This window comes from Oricola sp., assembly GCF_022763245.1.
Lineage (GTDB): Bacteria > Pseudomonadota > Alphaproteobacteria > Rhizobiales > Rhizobiaceae > Oricola.
The window spans coordinates 1-18,488 of sequence record NZ_JALEGV010000038.1 but is presented as its reverse complement, the minus strand read 5'-3'; the positions used below and the strand labels follow the sequence as shown (position 1 = coordinate 18,488).

At 63.0% G+C, this 18,488-nt stretch carries 18 protein-coding genes, 1 tRNA gene and 1 pseudogene; 3 read left to right on the top strand and 17 right to left on the bottom strand.

Annotation, left to right across the window (positions count from 1 at the left end):
- From MRY80_RS17520 to MRY80_RS17445, 16 genes are all read right to left on the bottom strand, one after another.
- On the bottom strand, nucleotides 1-307 hold a 307-nt coding region (locus MRY80_RS17520; protein WP_293292350.1), incomplete at its 3' end, for a hypothetical protein.
- On the bottom strand, nucleotides 304-2,664 hold the full coding sequence (locus tag MRY80_RS17515; protein ID WP_293292349.1) for an AAA family ATPase: 2,361 nt from the start codon (nucleotides 2,662-2,664) through the stop codon (nucleotides 304-306). The genes MRY80_RS17520 and MRY80_RS17515, both read right to left, overlap by 4 nt.
- A 53-nt stretch (nucleotides 2,665-2,717) precedes the next feature.
- On the bottom strand, nucleotides 2,718-3,488 hold the full coding sequence (locus MRY80_RS17510) for a hypothetical protein (RefSeq protein WP_293292348.1): 771 nt from the start codon (nucleotides 3,486-3,488) through the stop codon (nucleotides 2,718-2,720).
- Entirely contained in the window at nucleotides 3,485-3,919 is a 435-nt protein-coding gene (locus MRY80_RS17505; protein WP_293292347.1) for a DUF6511 domain-containing protein, read from the bottom strand. The genes MRY80_RS17510 and MRY80_RS17505 overlap by 4 nt, the downstream gene beginning before the upstream one ends.
- On the bottom strand, nucleotides 3,916-5,610 hold the full coding sequence (locus MRY80_RS17500; RefSeq protein WP_293292346.1) for a DEAD/DEAH box helicase: 1,695 nt from the start codon (nucleotides 5,608-5,610) through the stop codon (nucleotides 3,916-3,918). Before MRY80_RS17500 ends, MRY80_RS17505 begins: the two co-directional genes overlap by 4 nt.
- An 11-nt stretch (nucleotides 5,611-5,621) precedes the next feature.
- Entirely contained in the window at nucleotides 5,622-6,305 is a 684-nt protein-coding gene (locus MRY80_RS17495; protein WP_293292345.1) for a hypothetical protein, read from the bottom strand.
- Between the two features lie 13 nt (nucleotides 6,306-6,318).
- Nucleotides 6,319-7,212, bottom strand: a complete 894-nt coding sequence (locus MRY80_RS17490) for an ATP-binding protein (protein ID WP_293292344.1) — start codon at nucleotides 7,210-7,212, stop codon at nucleotides 6,319-6,321.
- Nucleotides 7,209-7,688: a hypothetical protein gene (locus tag MRY80_RS17485; RefSeq protein WP_293292343.1), complete on the bottom strand. Its 480-nt coding sequence runs from the start codon at nucleotides 7,686-7,688 to the stop codon at nucleotides 7,209-7,211. The genes MRY80_RS17490 and MRY80_RS17485 overlap by 4 nt, the downstream gene beginning before the upstream one ends.
- The gene (locus MRY80_RS17480; protein WP_293292342.1) at nucleotides 7,681-8,457 is read right to left on the bottom strand and encodes a hypothetical protein; all 777 of its coding nucleotides are present in this window, start codon (nucleotides 8,455-8,457) and stop codon (nucleotides 7,681-7,683) included. Before MRY80_RS17480 ends, MRY80_RS17485 begins: the two co-directional genes overlap by 8 nt.
- On the bottom strand, nucleotides 8,454-8,942 hold the full coding sequence (locus MRY80_RS17475; RefSeq protein WP_293292341.1) for a hypothetical protein: 489 nt from the start codon (nucleotides 8,940-8,942) through the stop codon (nucleotides 8,454-8,456). The genes MRY80_RS17480 and MRY80_RS17475 overlap by 4 nt, the downstream gene beginning before the upstream one ends.
- A 24-nt stretch (nucleotides 8,943-8,966) precedes the next feature.
- Nucleotides 8,967-9,317 carry a hypothetical protein gene (locus tag MRY80_RS17470; protein ID WP_293292340.1) on the bottom strand — a complete coding sequence of 117 codons (351 nt, stop codon included), beginning with the start codon at nucleotides 9,315-9,317 and terminating at the stop codon, nucleotides 8,967-8,969.
- Complete coding sequence (locus MRY80_RS17465) at nucleotides 9,314-9,526, bottom strand: helix-turn-helix domain-containing protein (RefSeq protein WP_293292339.1); 213 nt, start codon at nucleotides 9,524-9,526, stop codon at nucleotides 9,314-9,316. The genes MRY80_RS17470 and MRY80_RS17465 overlap by 4 nt, the downstream gene beginning before the upstream one ends.
- A gap of 165 nt (nucleotides 9,527-9,691) precedes the next feature.
- Nucleotides 9,692-10,636 (bottom strand): hypothetical protein, encoded by a 945-nt coding sequence (locus MRY80_RS17460; protein WP_293292338.1) that lies wholly within the window; start codon nucleotides 10,634-10,636, stop codon nucleotides 9,692-9,694.
- The gene (locus MRY80_RS17455; RefSeq protein ID WP_293292337.1) at nucleotides 10,611-11,798 is read right to left on the bottom strand and encodes a hypothetical protein; all 1,188 of its coding nucleotides are present in this window, start codon (nucleotides 11,796-11,798) and stop codon (nucleotides 10,611-10,613) included. Before MRY80_RS17455 ends, MRY80_RS17460 begins: the two co-directional genes overlap by 26 nt.
- Before the next feature lie 106 nt (nucleotides 11,799-11,904).
- Nucleotides 11,905-12,627 carry an ImmA/IrrE family metallo-endopeptidase gene (locus MRY80_RS17450; protein ID WP_293292336.1) on the bottom strand — a complete coding sequence of 241 codons (723 nt, stop codon included), beginning with the start codon at nucleotides 12,625-12,627 and terminating at the stop codon, nucleotides 11,905-11,907.
- Between the two features lie 10 nt (nucleotides 12,628-12,637).
- Nucleotides 12,638-12,964 carry a helix-turn-helix transcriptional regulator gene (locus tag MRY80_RS17445; protein ID WP_293292335.1) on the bottom strand — a complete coding sequence of 109 codons (327 nt, stop codon included), beginning with the start codon at nucleotides 12,962-12,964 and terminating at the stop codon, nucleotides 12,638-12,640.
- 123 nt (nucleotides 12,965-13,087) lie between these two features.
- On the opposite strand from MRY80_RS17445, the gene MRY80_RS17440 reads away from it, so the two are divergent.
- The 3 genes and pseudogenes from MRY80_RS17440 to MRY80_RS17430 all read left to right on the top strand — a co-directional run.
- Nucleotides 13,088-14,314 carry a DNA repair exonuclease gene (locus tag MRY80_RS17440; RefSeq protein WP_293292334.1) on the top strand — a complete coding sequence of 409 codons (1,227 nt, stop codon included), beginning with the start codon at nucleotides 13,088-13,090 and terminating at the stop codon, nucleotides 14,312-14,314.
- Entirely contained in the window at nucleotides 14,314-17,739 is a 3,426-nt protein-coding gene (locus tag MRY80_RS17435; protein ID WP_293292333.1) for a YhaN family protein, read from the top strand. Before MRY80_RS17440 ends, MRY80_RS17435 begins: the two co-directional genes overlap by 1 nt.
- A gap of 36 nt (nucleotides 17,740-17,775) precedes the next feature.
- Nucleotides 17,776-18,291: pseudogene (locus MRY80_RS17430) on the top strand (restriction endonuclease); the annotation flags it as partial.
- 102 nt (nucleotides 18,292-18,393) lie between these two features.
- On the opposite strand, the gene MRY80_RS17425 reads toward MRY80_RS17430, so the two are convergent.
- Nucleotides 18,394-18,470, bottom strand: a tRNA-Met gene (locus MRY80_RS17425).
- Nucleotides 18,471-18,488 lie beyond the last annotated feature (18 nt).

The window sequence follows — 18,488 nt, the reverse complement described above, 5'->3', positions numbered from 1 at the left end:
CGAGAAGATTGCCCAGGGGTAGGTGGTGGCCTCCCCCGCCTACAGCGGGGAGGTCACCTACCCCTTTAGGGGGGATTTTTCTGAAATCTGAAATCTGCCACAGACCACTGATTTCATTGAGGTTTTCCAGATTTCGGAGCAGATTTCGCAAACCCCCTTCCGAAATCTGGCAAGCGGCTCTCAACCCATTGAAAGATAATAGAAAAAGCCAGATTTCAGATTTTGCGCGGGAACCAGATTTTGCAAAATCTGGCCAGATTTCTGGACATGGACCCCAGATTTTGGGAGGCAAAACAGCGTGTTTCATCGTGCCTCCTGCGTGTCGCGATAGACCCACACGAACGGGTTTTCGACGGGCAGCACGGCGCCGGTCTGGGGGCATTTGTAATGGCTGGGGAGCACGTCAATCAGTTCAGAGGTGATCTCTCCGGTATCGGGATCGATATGCTTCCGGCTGGTCGCAAGGCGCATGGTTTCGACGCAAAGATAGCCGTACTTGCTGCGTTCGGCGGCGAGGTCGAGCGCCGTCGCAGCAGCCCCGCGGACGAACTTCACGTAGCCTTTCGTGGTCAGCACGTTTAGGCGTTCGCGGATGATCGATTGCCCACCCAACCCTGCGGTGTTCTCGAAGGTCTCGGCAAACAAGGTCATGGTGTACATCCGGCCCTGAAGGGCCTCCTCGTACAAAAGGCCGCAGATGACCTCGCCTTTGCGATCACGCTCCGCATCGTGCTTCGCCCCGACCTCGGCCCGCACAAGCCGCTCGTTCATGGGATTGATCTCGACCCACTCGCCCTTGACCTTGTCGATGATCTTCGGCGCCAAGGCCGGACCATTGCGCAGTTCGATCTCCAGCTTGCGCTGCGGGCTTTCCTCGTCCGGCCGGTGCAGGATGAGGCCCGACGTGTAGAAGCCTCGCAGGGCGCTGGCGCCGGAGAGCGCCAGAAACGGGTCGTCCTTTACCTGCTGCTTGCTGAGCTTCTTCGTGTGGTGGGCAAGAATGACGCCGCAGTCGGGATTGATGTGATCGCGGAGCACCTCGACCCGATCCTTGAGGAAGAACATCATCGCGCTGTTGTCGTTTTCGCCGCCGCCGTCGGGCCCGCCATCGAAGAGATTGCGGATCGGGTCGATGCAGATGATGTCCACGGGCTCGGCCGGAAAGGCGCGCCGGATGGCCTGGGCCACATGGACACTGCCCTCTGTGTCGAGCAGCATCTTGAGCTTCGGCGTTGCCACCAGGTTGTCGCGGGCACCGGCCATGAGGCTCGGCGGCAGGGTGATCTGCTGCATCCGCTCGCGCAGGTAATGATACTGGATCTCGGCCTGTAGATAGAACACGCGCAAGGGGCGCGGTGGCGTAAAGTCGAGGAACGGCTGACCGGCAGCCATGTGCACGAGCCAGGAGATCAGCAGGTCGCTCTTGCCGACCTTCGGCGCACCACCCAGCACCAAGAGCCCGCCGGGCGTCAGGACGCGCGGCGCGATGATATCGGCGGGCATTGGGCTGTCGTCGTCCAGCAGTGCGCCCAGCGTGAACGCCGGCATTTCGTTTGGCGCCGGGGCTGCGCTGTCGAGCCGGATGAGCGGCGGTCCGTGCTTTTCGACATGGATCGCCCAGAGCCGCTCGGACTCGCGCTTCAGGCGCTCAACGGGCCACTGGGGGCGCAGCATGGCGGCGTTGTAGCCACAGATCGCTTCCCAGCCCTCGTCCTTCGAAAGACGGCCCTCATGGACCATGCGGATGAAATACCCGATCGCGGCAGAGGCGCCCTCGAAGCGGGACCAATCGTCCTGACCGCCCTCTCGCACCGGGGTGACCAGCACCTCGTCCACACGCGGCTTCTCAGGCGCGGTGAAGTCGGGCGAAAGGTTGACACCCGGCGCGGGCGGCATGTCTGCCACGGCCTCGATGAACTCGCCTAAATCGCGTTCGCGGTCGGCATTTAACTCCACGATCTGGACCTGGGTCTTCAGGCTGTTCTTGTAATAGACCGAGCCTGCCACCCGGATCGGCTGGTGGGCGGAGCGGAAATGCATGTCACCGCCGACCTTGGCGGCGATGTCACCGCGCAGGCGCGTCACGCGAGCGATATCGCTGCCCTCCGCAGGCTCATTCAGCTTCCACCAGACATGCGCCTTGCGCTGGCCTTCGGCCGTGATGCCGCCGCTTTCCACAATCATGGTCGGCGGGCCGAGGTGTCGCTCGAGATGCGCACGCTTGGCGGCAATGTCGCCGCTGTCGATGTCGACGACGACGGTTTGCATCTGCAGGATATCGGCGGCCTTGGCCTGTCCGGGCGCGGCCACGGTGCCGGGAATCACATAGACCGCCGCCCCCTCGCGCGCCGCCCAGTTGGCGAAGGTGGCCATCTTGTCGGTGACGGCTTCATCCGCTTCGATCCAGATGTTGTGCGGCCGGCCATCGATCCCCTGCCCTTTGTCGATGAAGCTCCGGACCGGGATCAGCCCCTCGCAATACCCGAAGACCACCTCCATGAACCGGGCGATCTGGTCCGGGTCCGGCTCGTCGCCGAAGACATCCACCATGGGAGCGGCGTCGTTGAAGTCCCGCCAGGGGTTGAAATGGACAAGGTTCTCTTTGGGTGTCTCGGAGGACGTGTCCTCCGATGGGGTTTGGGGGTCGTCATGATCGATGCTCATGGCAGCCTCATCTTTGTCTTTTGAATTGTTTGGCGGGTCGTTTGGTGCGTCCGTCATGTCGGCAGCCCCCAGCAGCGCTCGGCCCAGGCGCAGAAGCGGCATTCGAAGAAGTCACGATTGGCGGCGAAGCGGGGCAGCAACTCGCCCGCGTCGGTGGCGCGCAGGATGCGCACACCGCGGTCCGACATGCGCTGAGCCAGCTCGGCATCGAACGGGACCTGCTCGTGGTGGAGCTCGGCCGTGTCCTTGTTGATCGCGGTGAACATGGCCGGGTTCGTGGAAATGCCCGGCACCTGCGCCTCCATGTAGGCCTGGTAGACCGCGATCTGGGCGGCGTAGACCGGCTTCGACTTCGCCACGCCGTCCTTGACGCATGCGCGCCAATTCTTCGCGTTCATCGTCTTGCATTCCCAGAGCGCGGGAACCGCCAAACCGAAGCCCTCAGGTCCGGCGGCGATGATGCCGTCGACATGGCCGCGAATGCGCCCGCCAGCGACGGAGAAGCCGAACTGGCCGCCGTCGGGCCCGCTGCCTTTACGCGTGTAGAGATCGAAGCCTGCCTGCCTGAGCCAGGCGACGACCAGATCCTCGAGCGCGTGGCCGATGGCGAAGATGCGCAGCGACTGGCCCGAGAAGTCCTGGCCCGCGTCCTTCGGCGTCGCCGTGAACTCGAACTGCAAGGCTCGTTCGCAGGCGTGGCCGAGGCGCGAGCCGCCGAGGTAGTCACGGGGTGTCCGAGTGGCGTTTTCAGCTGTAAGTGCCGCGTCGACGGCTTCGTTAACACGGTCGGCGAAGTTGGGCGTATGGTTGAAGTCGAGGGTCAAAACGGCACCCCCCCACCGAATTCGGCATTGATTTCGTACATTTCATGGCGGAACGTATCGATAGCGACGATCAACAAGAACCGCATTTCAAGTTCGGTCAGGTCAGCGAAGCTGCGATCCCAGCCAATTTCATCAATTTTCCGGCCCACAGCGCGCATCACTGCGGGTATTGCCAACGACTCTTCTTCGGTAATCTCTGCCATTTTCAGTCCTTTCTTTGCTTTTCGGGTGAAGGCCGACTGGCATTGCACAGAGCAAAACCAGCGGTATGTGCGTTTGCCGCGAGGCTTGTTTGGATCGAACCAGCCGAAGCCGCGCGTGCGGGACAAGCAGACAGCGCAGAGTTGACCTCGCGGATGCCAGAGCCGATCAAAGCCCGGGCGATCCGCAGCCTCTGTGGGCGGGGATTGCATTTGCGCGACATGTTTCATGCCGCCTCACGTGCGGTTGGCGCCGCCTGCATGATCAACCCGCGGATCTCGCGCTTGTTGAAGGTGAAGGTCATCAGCGCCGAGGCCTTGTAGCGGGTGAGGCCATAATCGCTGCGCGCTGCCGGCGAGAGATATTGCAGCTGCTTGTCGGTGGCGGGCTGGCTCAGCCAACCGCGGGTCTTGAAGGCACTCTCGTCGGTTTCATGCTCATTGAGCCAGTCATCCGCCTGCGCGAGACACACGGACCGCTCGCCGATGCCAAGCAGCCGGGTCTCGGCCCCTTTGCGGCCGCCGACCGCGTACCACTGGCCCTCGTACCAGAAGATGCCGCCCCAGGCCGTGAAGCCCGTCGCCATCAGCGCGTCCTCGGAGCCAAAGAGATCGACCCACTCGAAACTCGAGCGCTTCAGGAGGTCGATTTCCGTCATCACGAAGCCGGACAGATCACCGTCCGTTGCCTCCTGGCTTTTGGGATCGTCCTCATCGTCTGCCACGAGTTCCCCGCAGATCGGGCACTCGCGGCAAGCCAGCGGGATGTCAGCCTTGCAGGATGGGCAGGTCTTCGTCGGGGCCTCGCCGGTTTCCAGCTTGCCGTCGAGATCGACATCCTGCTCCAGCGTGCCATGGGTCAGGCTCGAGGTCCCGAAGTCGAGGACGATGCAGTCGGTCTTGACGACACCCGGAAACTCGGCCGGATCGACAGTACGCAGGCCCCGGCCCACCATCTGGATCATGGTCGATTTGTAGGAACTGGGCCGTAGCAGCACGACGCAGGAGGTGGGAGGGTGGTCCCAGCCTTCCGTGAGCACGGCCACGTTGGTAATGACGCGGATTTCGCCTGAGGCGAACGCCGCCAGAATGTTGCGCCGTTCCTCGCCGGGCAGGTCGCCGTGGATCAGGCCTGTCGGGATACCCGCTGCGTTGAAGGCCTCGGCCACATGCCTCGCATGCGCCACCGTCGAGCAGAACACGACCGTCGGGCGATCCGCGGCCTTGTCCTGCCAGTGGCGGATCACCTCCTCGGTGATCGGCGCGTGGTCCATGATCTCGGCCACTTCCGCCATGTCGAAGTCCGACACTGTCTTGCGCACGGCCTTGAGCTTGTCCTGCACGCCCACGTCGATGACGAAGGTCCGCGGCGGCACCAGGTGACCGGACGCGATCAGTTCGCCCAGCCGGACCTGATCCGCGACATTGTCGAAGACGGCGCGCAGCCCCTTCTTGTCGCCGCGGTTCGGCGTCGCCGTGACCCCGAAGATACGCGCGTCAGGGTTGGCGTCCCGGACGCGGTCGATGATGCGGCGGTAGCTGTCGGCCACCGCATGATGTGCCTCGTCGATGACCAGCAGGTCCAGCTTCGGCATGGCGGTGAGGTTCTTCTCACGCGTCAGCGTCGGGACCATGGCGAAGGTCACCTGCCCTCCCCAGGACTTCGTCGTGGCATCCACCACGGAGGTGGTGATGGCCGGATTGACCCGCCCGAACTTCGCACGGTTCTGCGCGGTCAGCTCGTCGCGATGCGCCAGAACGCAGGCCTTGGCATCCGTGTCGCCAATGCGCTCTCCGGCGACCGCAGACAGCATAATCGTCTTTCCCGATCCGGTCGGCGCGATGCCAAGCGTGTTGCTGCGGGTGGCGAGCGCAGCAAGGCTGCGCTCGACGAAGAGGCTCTGACGGGGTCTCAGTCGCATGGCCGATCCCCTCACTCAGCCCAGCTGGGCCGGCCGGCGAACCCGGGGCTGGCAGGCGGCTGTGCCGGAGCCTGGGCAGGGGGTTGCGGGGCTTGCGGGGCCGCAACACCGTGGCTCTGCACCATGGGTGTTGCCTTCGGCGGCGTGCCGGACGGGGTGTGATAAGGCGCGGTGGGAGCCACCGGCATGGCGGGTGTCCCAAGCCCCATCACCGTCGCATAGTCGCGATGGTTCGGCGCAAGCGCCGTGCGGATCTCGTTCTTCTCCTCGCCATTGCTGTCAGTGCCGACATCGATGCGGGCGACGAATTCCAGACCATCGAGATCCGCAAACCCGTTGATGCGGCGACGCGCCTGGGCCTCGGGCGAATTGTCCTTGTCGGAAATCCCGCGCGCCGAGTTCAGGATGCCCCGGATCAGGCTGCGCCCCATGTTCGCCCAGTTCGGGCCATTGGGGCTGTAGAGCCCGATCATCGACCAGATCTTGCGCTTGGCGTAGGGGCCCTCAAGCACGGTGTATTCGGCATCAAGGTAGACGGCGCCAGTATTGCCGCGTTTGGCATAGCCGCCTGTCCAACCCTGGGCGGGATCATCAAACCCGCCCGGACGAATGGTCAGGCGCACCTTGGCCAGCGTGCCCTTCGGGATGACATTGGTGTTCGACTGCGCGTCGTTGAAATCGTTCCAGAGAGACATGGCTCGGGTCCTTTCAGCTGGTGGGGGTGTCGGTGGGGGAGGCCTGCGCCGGGGACGGCGTGGGCAACTGCGGCGGCTGGTAGGTCAGCCGGAGTTCGGCAGGCACAAGGGGGCCGCGGATCTTGTCCATCAGCCGGCCCAGATGCGGGGGTTCCAGCACATCGAGGCGGCCGGACCGGTCCTTCGCGGGGTAGCCCCAAGGGTTCAGGGTCTGGCAGACAAAGCCGCGGTGCTGCTGGCCATCATCGCCCTTGAGCTGGGCCATGGTGATGACCTGATCGACGATCCCTGGCAGTTCGAGGCCAGTCTTGCTGCCATCGATCTGCGGCACGAAGACCTTGCGATTGAAGTCGTCGAGCTTCTCGTCGAGGATACCGACAAACCAGACATTCTTGCCGCGGGTGTGCTGCAGATGGGTCAGCCAGGCGATCATCTCGCGGCCATGCAACCCGTAGGCGCCGCGAATGTCGGCCTTGCCGGTCTTGTCAGAATGCGCCTCGGGCTGGCCCTTGCACCATTGAAAACACAGCCGCCCGGCCACGGTGATCGAGTCGATGAACACCGTGTCGTATTTGGCCAGGGCCGCCGGGTCGCCGAACTTCTTGCAGACCGCAGCGTAGTGCGCGGCGCTATAGGACTGCTCATCGCGCAGGGCCGGGTTCGGCCCGCCGATGAACACCGCGAAGTCCCGGCATTCCGTCCAGGTCCGCGGGCGGATGGCGTCGATCGCCAGACCTTCGATGGCAAGATCACCGGCTTCGAGATCAAAGAACAGCGTGGTGGAGTTTCGCAACGTCCAGAGCAGGCTCGTCTTGCCAATCCCGGAGCGGCCGAAGATCACGCCCTTGATGCCGCGGGATTCCGCCATGCGCTGATCGGCGGTGATGATGGGGAGTGCGCCGCTCATGACTGCACCTCGCCCCTTGCATCAGATGCGCAGGAGTAACCGGTGACAGCGGTGTAAAGCGCGTCGAGCCTGTCAGCTTCGGCGAGGCATTCACGACCCTTTCGCCGCATGAATTGGCGCGCATCGTTGAGCAGATCGGGGTCTTCGATCAGGTCCGGGACCGCGACATATTCCTCGGCGCTTTCGACAAAGTAGGATTTTGAGCGCAGGTCACTCACGAGGGGCGCAAACGCATCGCACCGATCTGCGAAATCCGTCTGTGTCATTACGTCATGCCGGTTGCGGAGGATCCGCTTCACCTCGGAAATGATCCCAGTGCGCAGCATTCGCATCGCGCCTTCCGCCCGTGCCTGCGAACAGGTCAACGGAAAGGCTTCGCCCATGATGTCATTGGCAATTTTCGGGGCATTGTTGCCACGCTGGGAGGCCACCTCCCAGACGCGTTCGGCAAAGGCTGCTGACTGACTGTCAAGCATCGAACCACTCCTTGATTTTGGTGAAAGCTTTCGACCCGGCCGCGATGGCGGCGACGTCGAGATGATGAAACTGGCTGCCTTGGGCCTCGTTCATGCCCTCGCGGGCCAGGGCGAGCGTGTCGTCCGAGGCCCATTCAGCGAAGGCTCGGAACGTGCCGGTGACATGCTGCCAGGCGGCCTGCTGCGGCGTCGGCGCGACATAGAGCGGGTTCCGGCGACTGGGTTTGCGCTCAGGGCGCATTCCACGCATGGCGGCATCGACCACCATCTTGCGCAGAGCCGCCCGGTTCGGTTCCTCGCCACGCTCGAGTTTCTCGTCGAGGGTGCGACGCACGATGCCCGGGTCAGCCGCTTCGGCGTCGCGGATCAGACGCGCATCGTGAATGGCTTTGCGCGAAAGGCCGATGTCCGCGGCGGAAGGCACGACCTCGTTCCCCTGCGAAACGAGGTCCGTCCGCGCACCGCTTTTGCCGACCTCTCCTCGGTCCTGCGCGGCATCATATTCATCTGCCAAACGGCGCTTTGCGGCGGCTTCGATTTCCAACGCATCAGCCTGGGCGCGATGGGCCGCCGCGACGAGATCGTCATGTGCGGACTTGGCCCGGCTCAGGCGAGCAGCGCGTTTTGCGGTGTCATAGGCCAGGCCGGCGTATTCGCGCGCCTCGAGCACCTCGGCGGCGGTCTTGGCGCCAGCCAGCATGGTCGCGGCGCGCGAGACGAGGTCCGGCAGACCCTCGCCCGTCTGGGAAAATGGGGTCAGCGCCGTCATGCCCGCGCCTCCGAAGGCTCGAGCGTGACCTTGAGCGCCCCGGTCCGCACCGTGCGCGCGGGCTCGAACCCCTTGCGCCAGGCCTCGGGCAGCGCGCCGTATTTGCGCTCGGAGACCGACAGCTTCGTGTCGATGAACTCGGCCGGGTCCTCGCCACTGTCGGCGATGTTGCGTGCGATCTGCGCGAGCGCCTCCTGGTCCCAGTCGACGCGTTTGGGCAGATCGGCGACGACGGTGTAATCGTCATCGACGAGGCGCACCGTGCCGGTGTCCTTGCCGCAGGCCCGGCGCGCCTCGGCGGCGCGGGTGGCGTAGCGGACCTCAAGAGCGGTGTTGAACCGGGCGGTCGCGGCCTTCAGCTGCTTGCCCGCGTGGTCGAGTTCGGCCTGCAACGCGGCTAGCAACGCGACCGGCATCTGCGCCAGGTCTCCGGCCGGCATGTTGAGCATGTCATCCACGCTCGGGGTGTTCTCGGGATAGGGCATGGGGTCTCCTTTCGGGGGCATCGGTCAGGCGGCCTCGAGCAGCCGCGTGATGGCGGCGGAGCGAGGCGTTTTGGGTTTGGGACGGACGATCGCGACGTAGGCGAACTGGTCGGGGCCGATGCGTTCCTGCACGAGGTGCACGAGGCCCTGCTCCGCGGCGCGAAACGCGGCGTCTCCCAGACTGCGCAGGGCATCGCGTCGGTCAGCAGGCAGATCCGAAATCAGCTTGTCCGTATCAACCGCGAGGAACCCGCGGTGGTAGATCAGGGCATCACCAGCCTCGGCCTGCGCGAGCCAGGCATAGAGGTCGATGTCCGCGATCTCGCCACAGCCTGCCGCCGTCGTCTGATGTGCGAGGGAGCGTGCCATGGTCATCGCGCCGCCCTCAGCGCGTTACCCTGCGCCGTGCTCTCGCAACGGCGCTCGCGCTCATAAGTCTCGACATCCTCGAGCCGGTAGACCACGCGGCCGCCGATCTTGAGGTAGGCCGGGCCATCGCCCGTCCAGCGCCACCGCTCCAGCGTGCGAGGGCTGATCTTCAGTCGAGCCGCCAGCTCGACCTGGTTGAGATGTGTGACCGACACCGTCGTCTCCTTCTCCTTTGGTCAATTGCCTGCGAAGGACCATCGCCCATGGCGTGGGAGGAGAGCGGGAGGAGCCAGGGAGGGGAGAGGGGAGGAATGCAGATCTTGCGCATAAAAACGAAAAAGCCGCCCCGAAGGGCGGCCTTTCACATCACCAATTTGCGGTCAGTCTTCGATCCAGCAACTCGCGGCGACTTGGAAGATAACCCGCTTCCAAGCGGGGTGCCCCTTGAAGAGCTCGGACAATCTCCGAACGGTTCGACCGCAACCGGCCGCCTCCAGAACCGCATCCGTCGAGAGCCGGTGTTCCCCGGAGATGAAAGCCTCTGCCATCATTCGCACCGCTGCCTTCTGCTTCGTGCCCTTGAAATCAAAGCGTTCACCGTGGACGATCAGAACCGCTCCGTCACCAGAGACCCAAACTGGCCCCTGATCAGAAGGGCCCGTCAGCAGCCGTGCCGAAAGGATTTCGGGGTTCGCGGCGATCCCATCTTCATGATCAACCACATCTTCTAGCGGCACGACCTCGTGGCCCTTCATGGTTGGGCTGCAAAGCCGCTTGGCCGGATCAAGAGATATGACCAGCCGCAAGCCCTCGGATGGTCGGCGCGCGGCGAGTTGGCGGAACTTGTCGAGCGCCCCTGAAACACTCAAGCCACGTACCACCCAGATCCCGACACGTGCCCTTCGCTTGGGCAGCCGCACCGTCCCAAAATCCAGCACCGCGCCATCGAGATACGGCACAGGGTCTTTGCCGAGTGAGCAATCGAGCCGGGCGACCACCCGTCGAGCTGCAGCTTCCATGTCCAGCGCATAGCCCCGGCGGCGGGCACTCGTCTGTTCGTCATTCCACGCCGCGTTGCCGAGATGCCCATGTTGCCCCGTGATCGGGTGCGCGATGACGGAAGTCGGGGTGTCGTCCAGATCATCCTCGGCAACGACGGACATGACGCTGCCACGCTGCACGATCAGTCCGGCGTCCATGAGCGCATGACCAGCACCACGCATGTGCGCCAGCGCCATGGCCGAAACCCGCGCGTCGCGGGTCCCGGCGATGGACGACAACAGCCGACGCGCGGCGGGATCAATCCTCGAAGAGCAGGAGGTCATCGACGAGGATCCCCCAGCGCCGCAGGTACTTCTCGCCGATCATCTGCTCGGTCGCGGTGCGATCCTTCAGATCGCAGCCATGCGGCCAGGTGATCGTCAGGGTCAGCGTGCGCCGCCTGTCGCCTCCCGGGCGACGGGCGAGCTTCACGGCGATCTTGGCCCGCGTCACCACATACCCCTCGCTCAGGGGCGTGCGATCTCCGAACCTCTCCTCCGCCTTTGTCCATATCGTCTGGTCGACGCGCGCGGGCTTTTCCAGCGTCACCCTGAAATCGCTGTCGTCGATCGGCATCAAGCGCAGCTCGCGCACCTCGACGCTCTCGATCCCGTCCTCTGGATCGACCGGAAAGTCATACGGGTTCAGAAGCACCGAAAGATCATAGCACCGCAGCGGCAGGCGGTTCTCCTTGAACGCGATGCCGAGGAGGTGCGTGACGGTGGCCCTCACGATCTCGCTCCGCGTCGCCTTGTCGTTGGCGATCACCTCGATGCCGCCGGTTGCGGGTTCGTAGGTCACCGCGGCCTCGAACACGGGACGATAGGCCTGCCGCAGGAGAGCCCCCCTGTCGTCAAAACGCAGCAGATCGTCTGGCCGACCCTCCCGGTAGATCGTCACCTGAACGAGATCGCATTCGTCGCCCTCATGGGTCGTCCGCACCCGGTCGAAGATATCGACATGGGCGTGGGCCGCGCCCGAGAACTCCTTGATCGCGGCGACGAAGGCATGGCAGGCTGACGCGTCGCGCTGCACGACGCAACCGGCTTCCGCCATGTAGCCGGCCCACATCCGACCACGCCGGCGATCCTCCGTGAAGCGAACCTCCTCGGCATGACGAAAGCGGTCCTGTGCATTCAGGAACATCCAGAGCGACCGCGCATGCGGGTTCGCGAGCCCGTCCAGGAGGGCAGGATCCTCAGCTACGCTGTAGATCGCGGCCTGTCCCGGCTCGTCGGCCAGAGCATGGACGCGTTCGGCGTCGTTAGAGATCCGGTCGCGCTGGACGCGGGACATCTTCTCGATGGCGCCGAGCAGCGGCCCGGACAGATCGGTGTCCGCTTCGGGCCAGTCGAATTCGGTGGGCAGGCCGATCTCCGGCCGGTCGAAGTATTCGCGCAGCGCCTCACCGGGCGTCCTGCGAAGGAAGGCGGACAGTGCAGTCACTGGGGGGCTCCTTTATGGCGATTCGATCTATCAACTGATCTGCTAATCAGCGTATGCCACCACAAAGAAGTCAATCGCAAAAATACGCACTTCCGCGGATTTGCCTTCAACGGCTGAAGAGCGAGGGCTGTCCTAGTGTCAACGTGATCAGGTTGAGCTTCAGCAGCCGGATGCGTGCGGCCTCTTCGGAAACCGCGAACCGCTTCATGACCATCTGGATCAACCTTGCTGCGTGTTCCGTCGCAACATGGATATCGCCATGCAACTCGCGCGGGCCGCAGTAGTCGGAAACGAGGCGACGGACCGGCGTAGCCGGCATCAGCAGCGCGCCGCTGATGTAGCCGGCCTGCCATTCCATCCAGTCGGACTGAGGGGCGTCCAGGATGTTGTCGCGCTTGGAGATCGCCTTGTTGGCGTTCACGCCGCGTTCGAGCAGGTCGCCGGTGGCAAACTTCTGAGCCCAGAGCGGCCCGTGGAACTTCACATGCCCGAACTCATGGGTCAGCGTCGTGCGGAAGCGGTTCTCGCGCCGTTCGTCAGCGGCGATGCGTTCGGAGATGGAGACCTTTGGCCCGCGGTTGTGAAAGAACTCAGTTACCCCTTCGACATCTGCACCGTAAGCAGACAGGTCGGCAAACGGATCGAGGTCCGCGTCGTGCATCTCGATCAGCACGGTGAGGTCGTCAGTCTCTACGGGATACTCGACCTTGCCATGGCGCTTGAGCAGGAGGTCGCGGATGAGGCGCTCACATTCATCATCGAGCTCCCGCGCCTGGTAGAAGGGTCGCTCTGCAAAACGGCCCGTGTTGTCACGGATCATCCTTACCATGCGCCGCCCCCTACTCTTTCAGCGTACGCCGAAAGCTCATGAACGCAGCCACGACCTTCTCCGGATCGGATGTGTCGGGGCGCACGTCATCAGGCAGGCGGCCCGCAAGCGCGAAAAGGTAATCCTCCGGGATGTTCAAGATGCTCGCAAACTGGCGGATCAGGTGTCCTGAACTCGGGCTGCGTCGATCGTGTTCGATATCGTTGAGGTACTGCGGGGATATCGGCCCCGCGTCTTCCTCCTTCATCACACGCGATGCGAGTTCCTTCTGACTGACTCCAAGAGCCTTTCGCGCCCTCGAAATCGCCTGACCGAAGGTCACACCGTCGGCGGACATGGCCGGTTCATCCCTCACTCTCCCCGTCAATCCGCTTGTTCGCAGATTTGCGAGTGGTTACTCTTTATCCACAATTTGATCAACAGCGAAGCGGGATGTGACTTCGGCGGCAGGAGCGAGTAGATGATAAGGATCCTTCACACAGCCGATGTGCATCTCGACTCTCCGTTGAGATCTCTCGCACTGCGCGATGCAGAATTGCGGCAGAAGGTACAGACATCGAGCCGCACCGCGCTCACGAGGATTGTCGAAACGGCGATTTCCGAAGCTGTGGCCGCCCTTCTAATCGCGGGAGACCTCTTTGATGGTGCGGAACGTAGCGCGCGCACCGCGGCCTTCCTCATGCTGCAAATGGAGCGGCTGCGCGAACGCGGGATTCGTGTTTTCTACATCAAAGGCAACCACGACGCCGAGAACCCTCTCACCGGCGAGTTGACCTTGCCTGATAACGTTCATGTCTTTGACGGACGCGGCGGCAAAGTGCAGCTCGCGGAGGACGTCTGGATCCACGGCGTCAGCTTCGCCAACCGTCATGCCCCGGAAAGTCTGCTGCCAAAGTTCCCGGCGCCAGTCGAAGGCTCGGTCAACATCGCGATGCTGCATACCTCCCTTTCGGGCGCAGAGGGTCACGATCCCTACGCACCCTGCACGGTCGGTGAACTGACTGCTGCTGGCTTCGATTACTGGGCGCTGGGGCACGTTCACCGCCGGCAGGTCCACTCCAAGTCGCCATGGATCGTTATGCCTGGAACGCCACAGGGACGAGATATGGGCGAGCCTGGTCCGAAATCCGCGACGCTCTTGACCATCGATAAGGCAATCGAGATCGAAGAAGTACCGACCTCAGCCGTGGAGTTCCTGCACATCCAGGTCGACGTTGCTGATACCGACAGCGACGACGCGTTGCGCGATATTCTTAGGCGGACCCTGCGAGACACGGCGCGAAACCTGGTGTCGGAAAGCGGCGTGGTTCGCTTGGAGCTTGCCGGTAGCACGCGCCGTCGTTGGCAGGTCCTGCGTGATCAGGACGTCTGGAAAGAGACCGCGGCACAATATGCTCGGGAGACGGGCACGCTTTGGCTGGACAAGGTTGTGTTCGACATGACCGACCCTACGGAGCGCGGGCACACCGCCACGGACGAGTTGGCCGGGATTATGAAGACCATCCGCGAGGAACCCGGGTTTTACGAGACCTGCCGCGCAGAGATTGAAGGCATTCTCCAGGAGTTGGCGCCGCAACGGCGTGCCGAGCTGTTGCCCGATGAAGCTGCAATGGACCAGCTTGCGCGGCGTCTCGCAGAGGCCGGCGCAGAACGGATCCTTGCGCGAATGAAGGGAGCCACGCCCTGATGCGGATCGAGCGGCTCTCTCTCGACTTTTTTGGTCACTTCACGGGCAAGGTCCTCGATTTCGGAAAAGCCGGTCAGGCTTCGGATTTCCATGTGATCTACGGCTCGAACGAAGCCGGCAAGACCACAACAATGGAAGCCTATCTGCGTCTTCTCTACGGCTTTCCCCATCGGGAGCCCTACGGGTTCCAGCACCAGCGACAGAATCTTCGGGTCTCCGGTCTGCTCGACATCGGAGGCGAAACCCGCCTGTTTACGCGACTGCCGTCCCGAACCGGCAATCTCAGGGGAGAGGCTGACGCGATCCTGCCCGAAACCGCGATCGCTTCGCTCCTCGGCGGGCTGTCGCTGGACGACTATCGTAGCCTGCTTTGCCTCGATGACGATACTATCGAAAAAGGCGGTGAGGATATTGCAAGCGCCCAAGGTGATATCGGACGATTACTATTCTCTGCGGCGGCTGGTGTCGCAGACCTCAATGCCGTTCTCGAACAGGCGCGGGCCGAGGCAAGCGGCCTTTACAAGAAGCGCGCCAGCACCACTCGGGTCGCGGAACTGAAGCGCGAGTTGAGTGATGTTGAGACCGACATTCGCAACCTCGATGTCAGCGCCCACGCGTGGCGAAAGCTGAAGGATGCGCTTGAGGCCGCCAAGAATGAAGAGGCGAAGGCTCGCCAGGCAAGGGACGAGCTTCGTACCGAACAGGCGCGCATCGCTGCGCTGCGACGGGTGCTGCCCAATCTGGGCGAGCTTGACCGCGTTACGGACGAGATCGCGGACTGCGGCAACTATCCCGAGAGGATCGACATCAATCCCGAAGATTTGGTCACGATGAGGACCGACCGGGGACAAGCGGATTCCGACCTACGGAGGCTGCTGGACGAACTTGACGGGGCTGAAAACGCGCGCGCGGCGCTGGTTATCGACGCAGACCGCCTCGCCTTAGCCGAGCAGTTGGACGATCTCGACGAACTGCGCAGCCGGATGCAAACGGCGGCCTTAGACCTCTCCAGACGCGAACGGGCCCATGAGGAGGCTCTTTCGGACATGGCGCGCATCGCTCAGGAACTGAGGGCACCCGAAGATTGCGATGTCACTGCACTTGTCACGTCTCTGGGAGAAATTGCCATCCTTGAAGACCTGCGTGACAAGATGCGAGACGCCGCCGCGGCTTGGCAGACCGAGCAACGCGAGATCGCGGGCTTGCAGACCCGCATCGAGCAGGCCCTTAAGCCACATCAATCATTGCTGGAAGCTCCGCCGCAGATGGGTTTGGTGGATCTGCTCAAGCGGTTCGACGCCGATGCCCTGGCACCTGCAGTCGCCACGGCAACACAAGCCATCGCGTCTGCCGACACGGCGCTGGAGCAGGCGCTCGACTCGCTTTCCATCGGTGCATGCACCTTCAGCGCCCTCCCGGTCTGCCCGGTCGATCCATCGACAGCAGCAGACACTGCCCAACGCCACGCCGATCTGGCGGAGAAGCTCGGACGCTTTGACGACAGGTTGGAGCGTTTGGGCGAGGACATCGCCGCCGTGAAGGCGAAAACCACCCGGCTCTCGGAAGACGCTAGGATTGCGAGCGACGAAGAGGAACAGGCGGCGCGGACCCGACGTGACGCCCTTTGGCAAGCACATCGTGAAACCCTGACATCAGAGAGCGCGGACAGCTTTGCACCGTCGATGAAAACGGTGGACGACATCAACGCCGCGCGTCTCGCCCACGCGAGCGAGCTCGGCGAACTGCGCAAGCTCCTGCAGGATCTGGCGGACACGGAAGCACGCGCGACGACGACCCGGGAACAGCACGATGGGCTCGCCGAGCTGGCACGAGAGCTCGAGAGCCAAGTCCACGGTCTATGTTCGCAGATCGGACTTCCGGCGCTTTCCCCTTCGGCTTTTTCGGACTGGGTTGCGCTACACAGCAAAGCCATAACCGCTGAGCGGCAACGCAACAGGCTTGTCGAACACCACCAGGAGACACTGGATCGGGCAGAGCAGCTTCGTCAGGCGCTCACGCCCCTCGTCGCTTTGGAGACCCCGACATTTGATGCAGCGTTGCTCGCCGCGCGGCGTCTTGCCGAAAACGAACGGCGCTACCAGGAAGAGGTGCGGGCGGCCTCAGACAAGACCACCGCCCTCGAGGAGGATCTCGAACGCCGGCAAGCCGAACAGGGTGTCCTTGTGGACACCGCCGAGAGGACTGCTGCGGCCTGGAGCGCAAAGGTAAATGAACTTTTCGGCGAGATCCTCTCACCCGACCAACTTGCCGCCGGTCTCGGGCAGCTGCGCGAACTACGCGAACACAACGAGAAGCGGCGACAAGTCGAACGTCAGGTTAACACGATGAAGGACGATCAACGCCGGTTCACGGAAGCCTCTGGCGCCCTTGGTGCACGTTTCGGAATCGGGGAGAGCGACCCTCTCGACACGTTCCGGCGCCTGCGGGAGCTCGCAGAGCAAGCGCAGGCTGACAAGTCACAGCACGAGAAGCTCGGCACCAAGCTTGAAGACGGTGAAATACGGCGAACTGAACTCGAGGCGAAGCTCGAAGACATCGACAGGAAAGTGGCGGAACTTGGTGCGGTGTTCCCGGAGACGGTGGACACCAGCGCAATCGACGCCCTTCGCGCCGCTGTGGGCAGGGGCCTCGACGTCATCGCAAAAAGAGAACGGGTCGCCGAGCTCGAACGGCAGATCCTCGACGACCTCTCGCTGAGGAAAGTGGAGGAAGCCCGCCAGCTACTTGCCGATGAAACCGCTGCAACGCTCGAGGCGAAAGCGAAGTCCCTAGATACCGATCTCAACCTCGCGGAGGAGCGGATGTCCACCGCCACCGTGGCACGAGCCAATGCCGAGCGGGACCTCGGCAGTGTTACCGGCGGCGCAGAGATCGCTGACCTGGTCGAGCGGCGCGCCACATTGCAGATTCAGATCGAAGAGGCGGTTCTTGACTATCTGGAGTTGGACTTCGGTCTACGCCTCGCCGAAGATGCCATCCGCCGCTATCGCGACAGGCACCGGAGCGACATGATGGCATCCACAGAGCGCGCCTTTGCGGAACTCACGAACGGCGCCTATCAGAAGCTGCTGACGCAACCGGACGGCACGGCTGAAATCATGTTGGCGGTCGATGCAAGCGGCACCCCCAAGCAGATCGGCGACTTGTCGAAGGGAACGAGGTTCCAACTCTATCTGGCGCTGCGCGCGGCGGCCTACGAACAAATGGTAGTACAGGGCGTTCAGCTACCCTTCTTTTGTGACGACGTTTTTGAGACCTTCGATGAGGACCGAACGCGTGCCGCCTGCCGTCTCATGGAGCGAATCGGTCGGAGCGGTCAAGCAATCTACCTGACACATCACCGCCATGTCGTCGAGATCGCCAAGGAAGTTTGCGATGTTCAGCCTTTCATCCATGAAATCTAACGGAAGAATCGCAGCTTCCGCGACGCAGCTGGTTCCGCTCTGCTGTTCAACATGGAAAAGCTCTTCGAGAAGGTACTCGGACTGCGCATCCGGCATGCTTGCCAGGTGCAGACCGTTGCTGGCCTTATTGTCGGACTTCACAGCCCTATCACGAACCTCGCGACGGCGGGCTTCCAGCTGCGCCCTGACATCACCGTTCAGAGCGCAGACGAGTGCGTCGCCATCCTCGATGCAAATTGGAAACGCTTCGATCTCTGCGAAGGGAACTCCGGCGTGTCGAGCGGCGATGCGTATCAGATGAACGCCTACGCCAGTCGCTACCGCTGCAAGCGACTCGCGCTCGTTTACCCGGCCTCAAGGGACACCCGGCCAGGAAGGATCACTGAGTTCGTGCTCATGACCGAAGAGCGGCCGGTACTGGATGTCGTCGCGGTCGATGTTCGAGAGCTCGCCTTTGGCAGCGGAATCCCAGCCGGAATCGATGCGATGATCCCTATCGAGTGGAACTGGAAGCAAAGGACATCGACGACAACGATTTGCGAAGCGATATGAAGGAGTTCGGCCCGTCTTGCTTCCACAGTGCTTCCAGAACGCCCGAAACGCAAACGCCGCCCCGTAGGGCGGCGCATAAGCCTTTGGAAACGCGAGGATATTTGGTTGCGGGGGCAGGATTTGAACCTGCGACCTTCAGGTTATGAGCCTGACGAGCTACCGGGCTGCTCCACCCCGCGTCAAAAGCGATTGCTTTT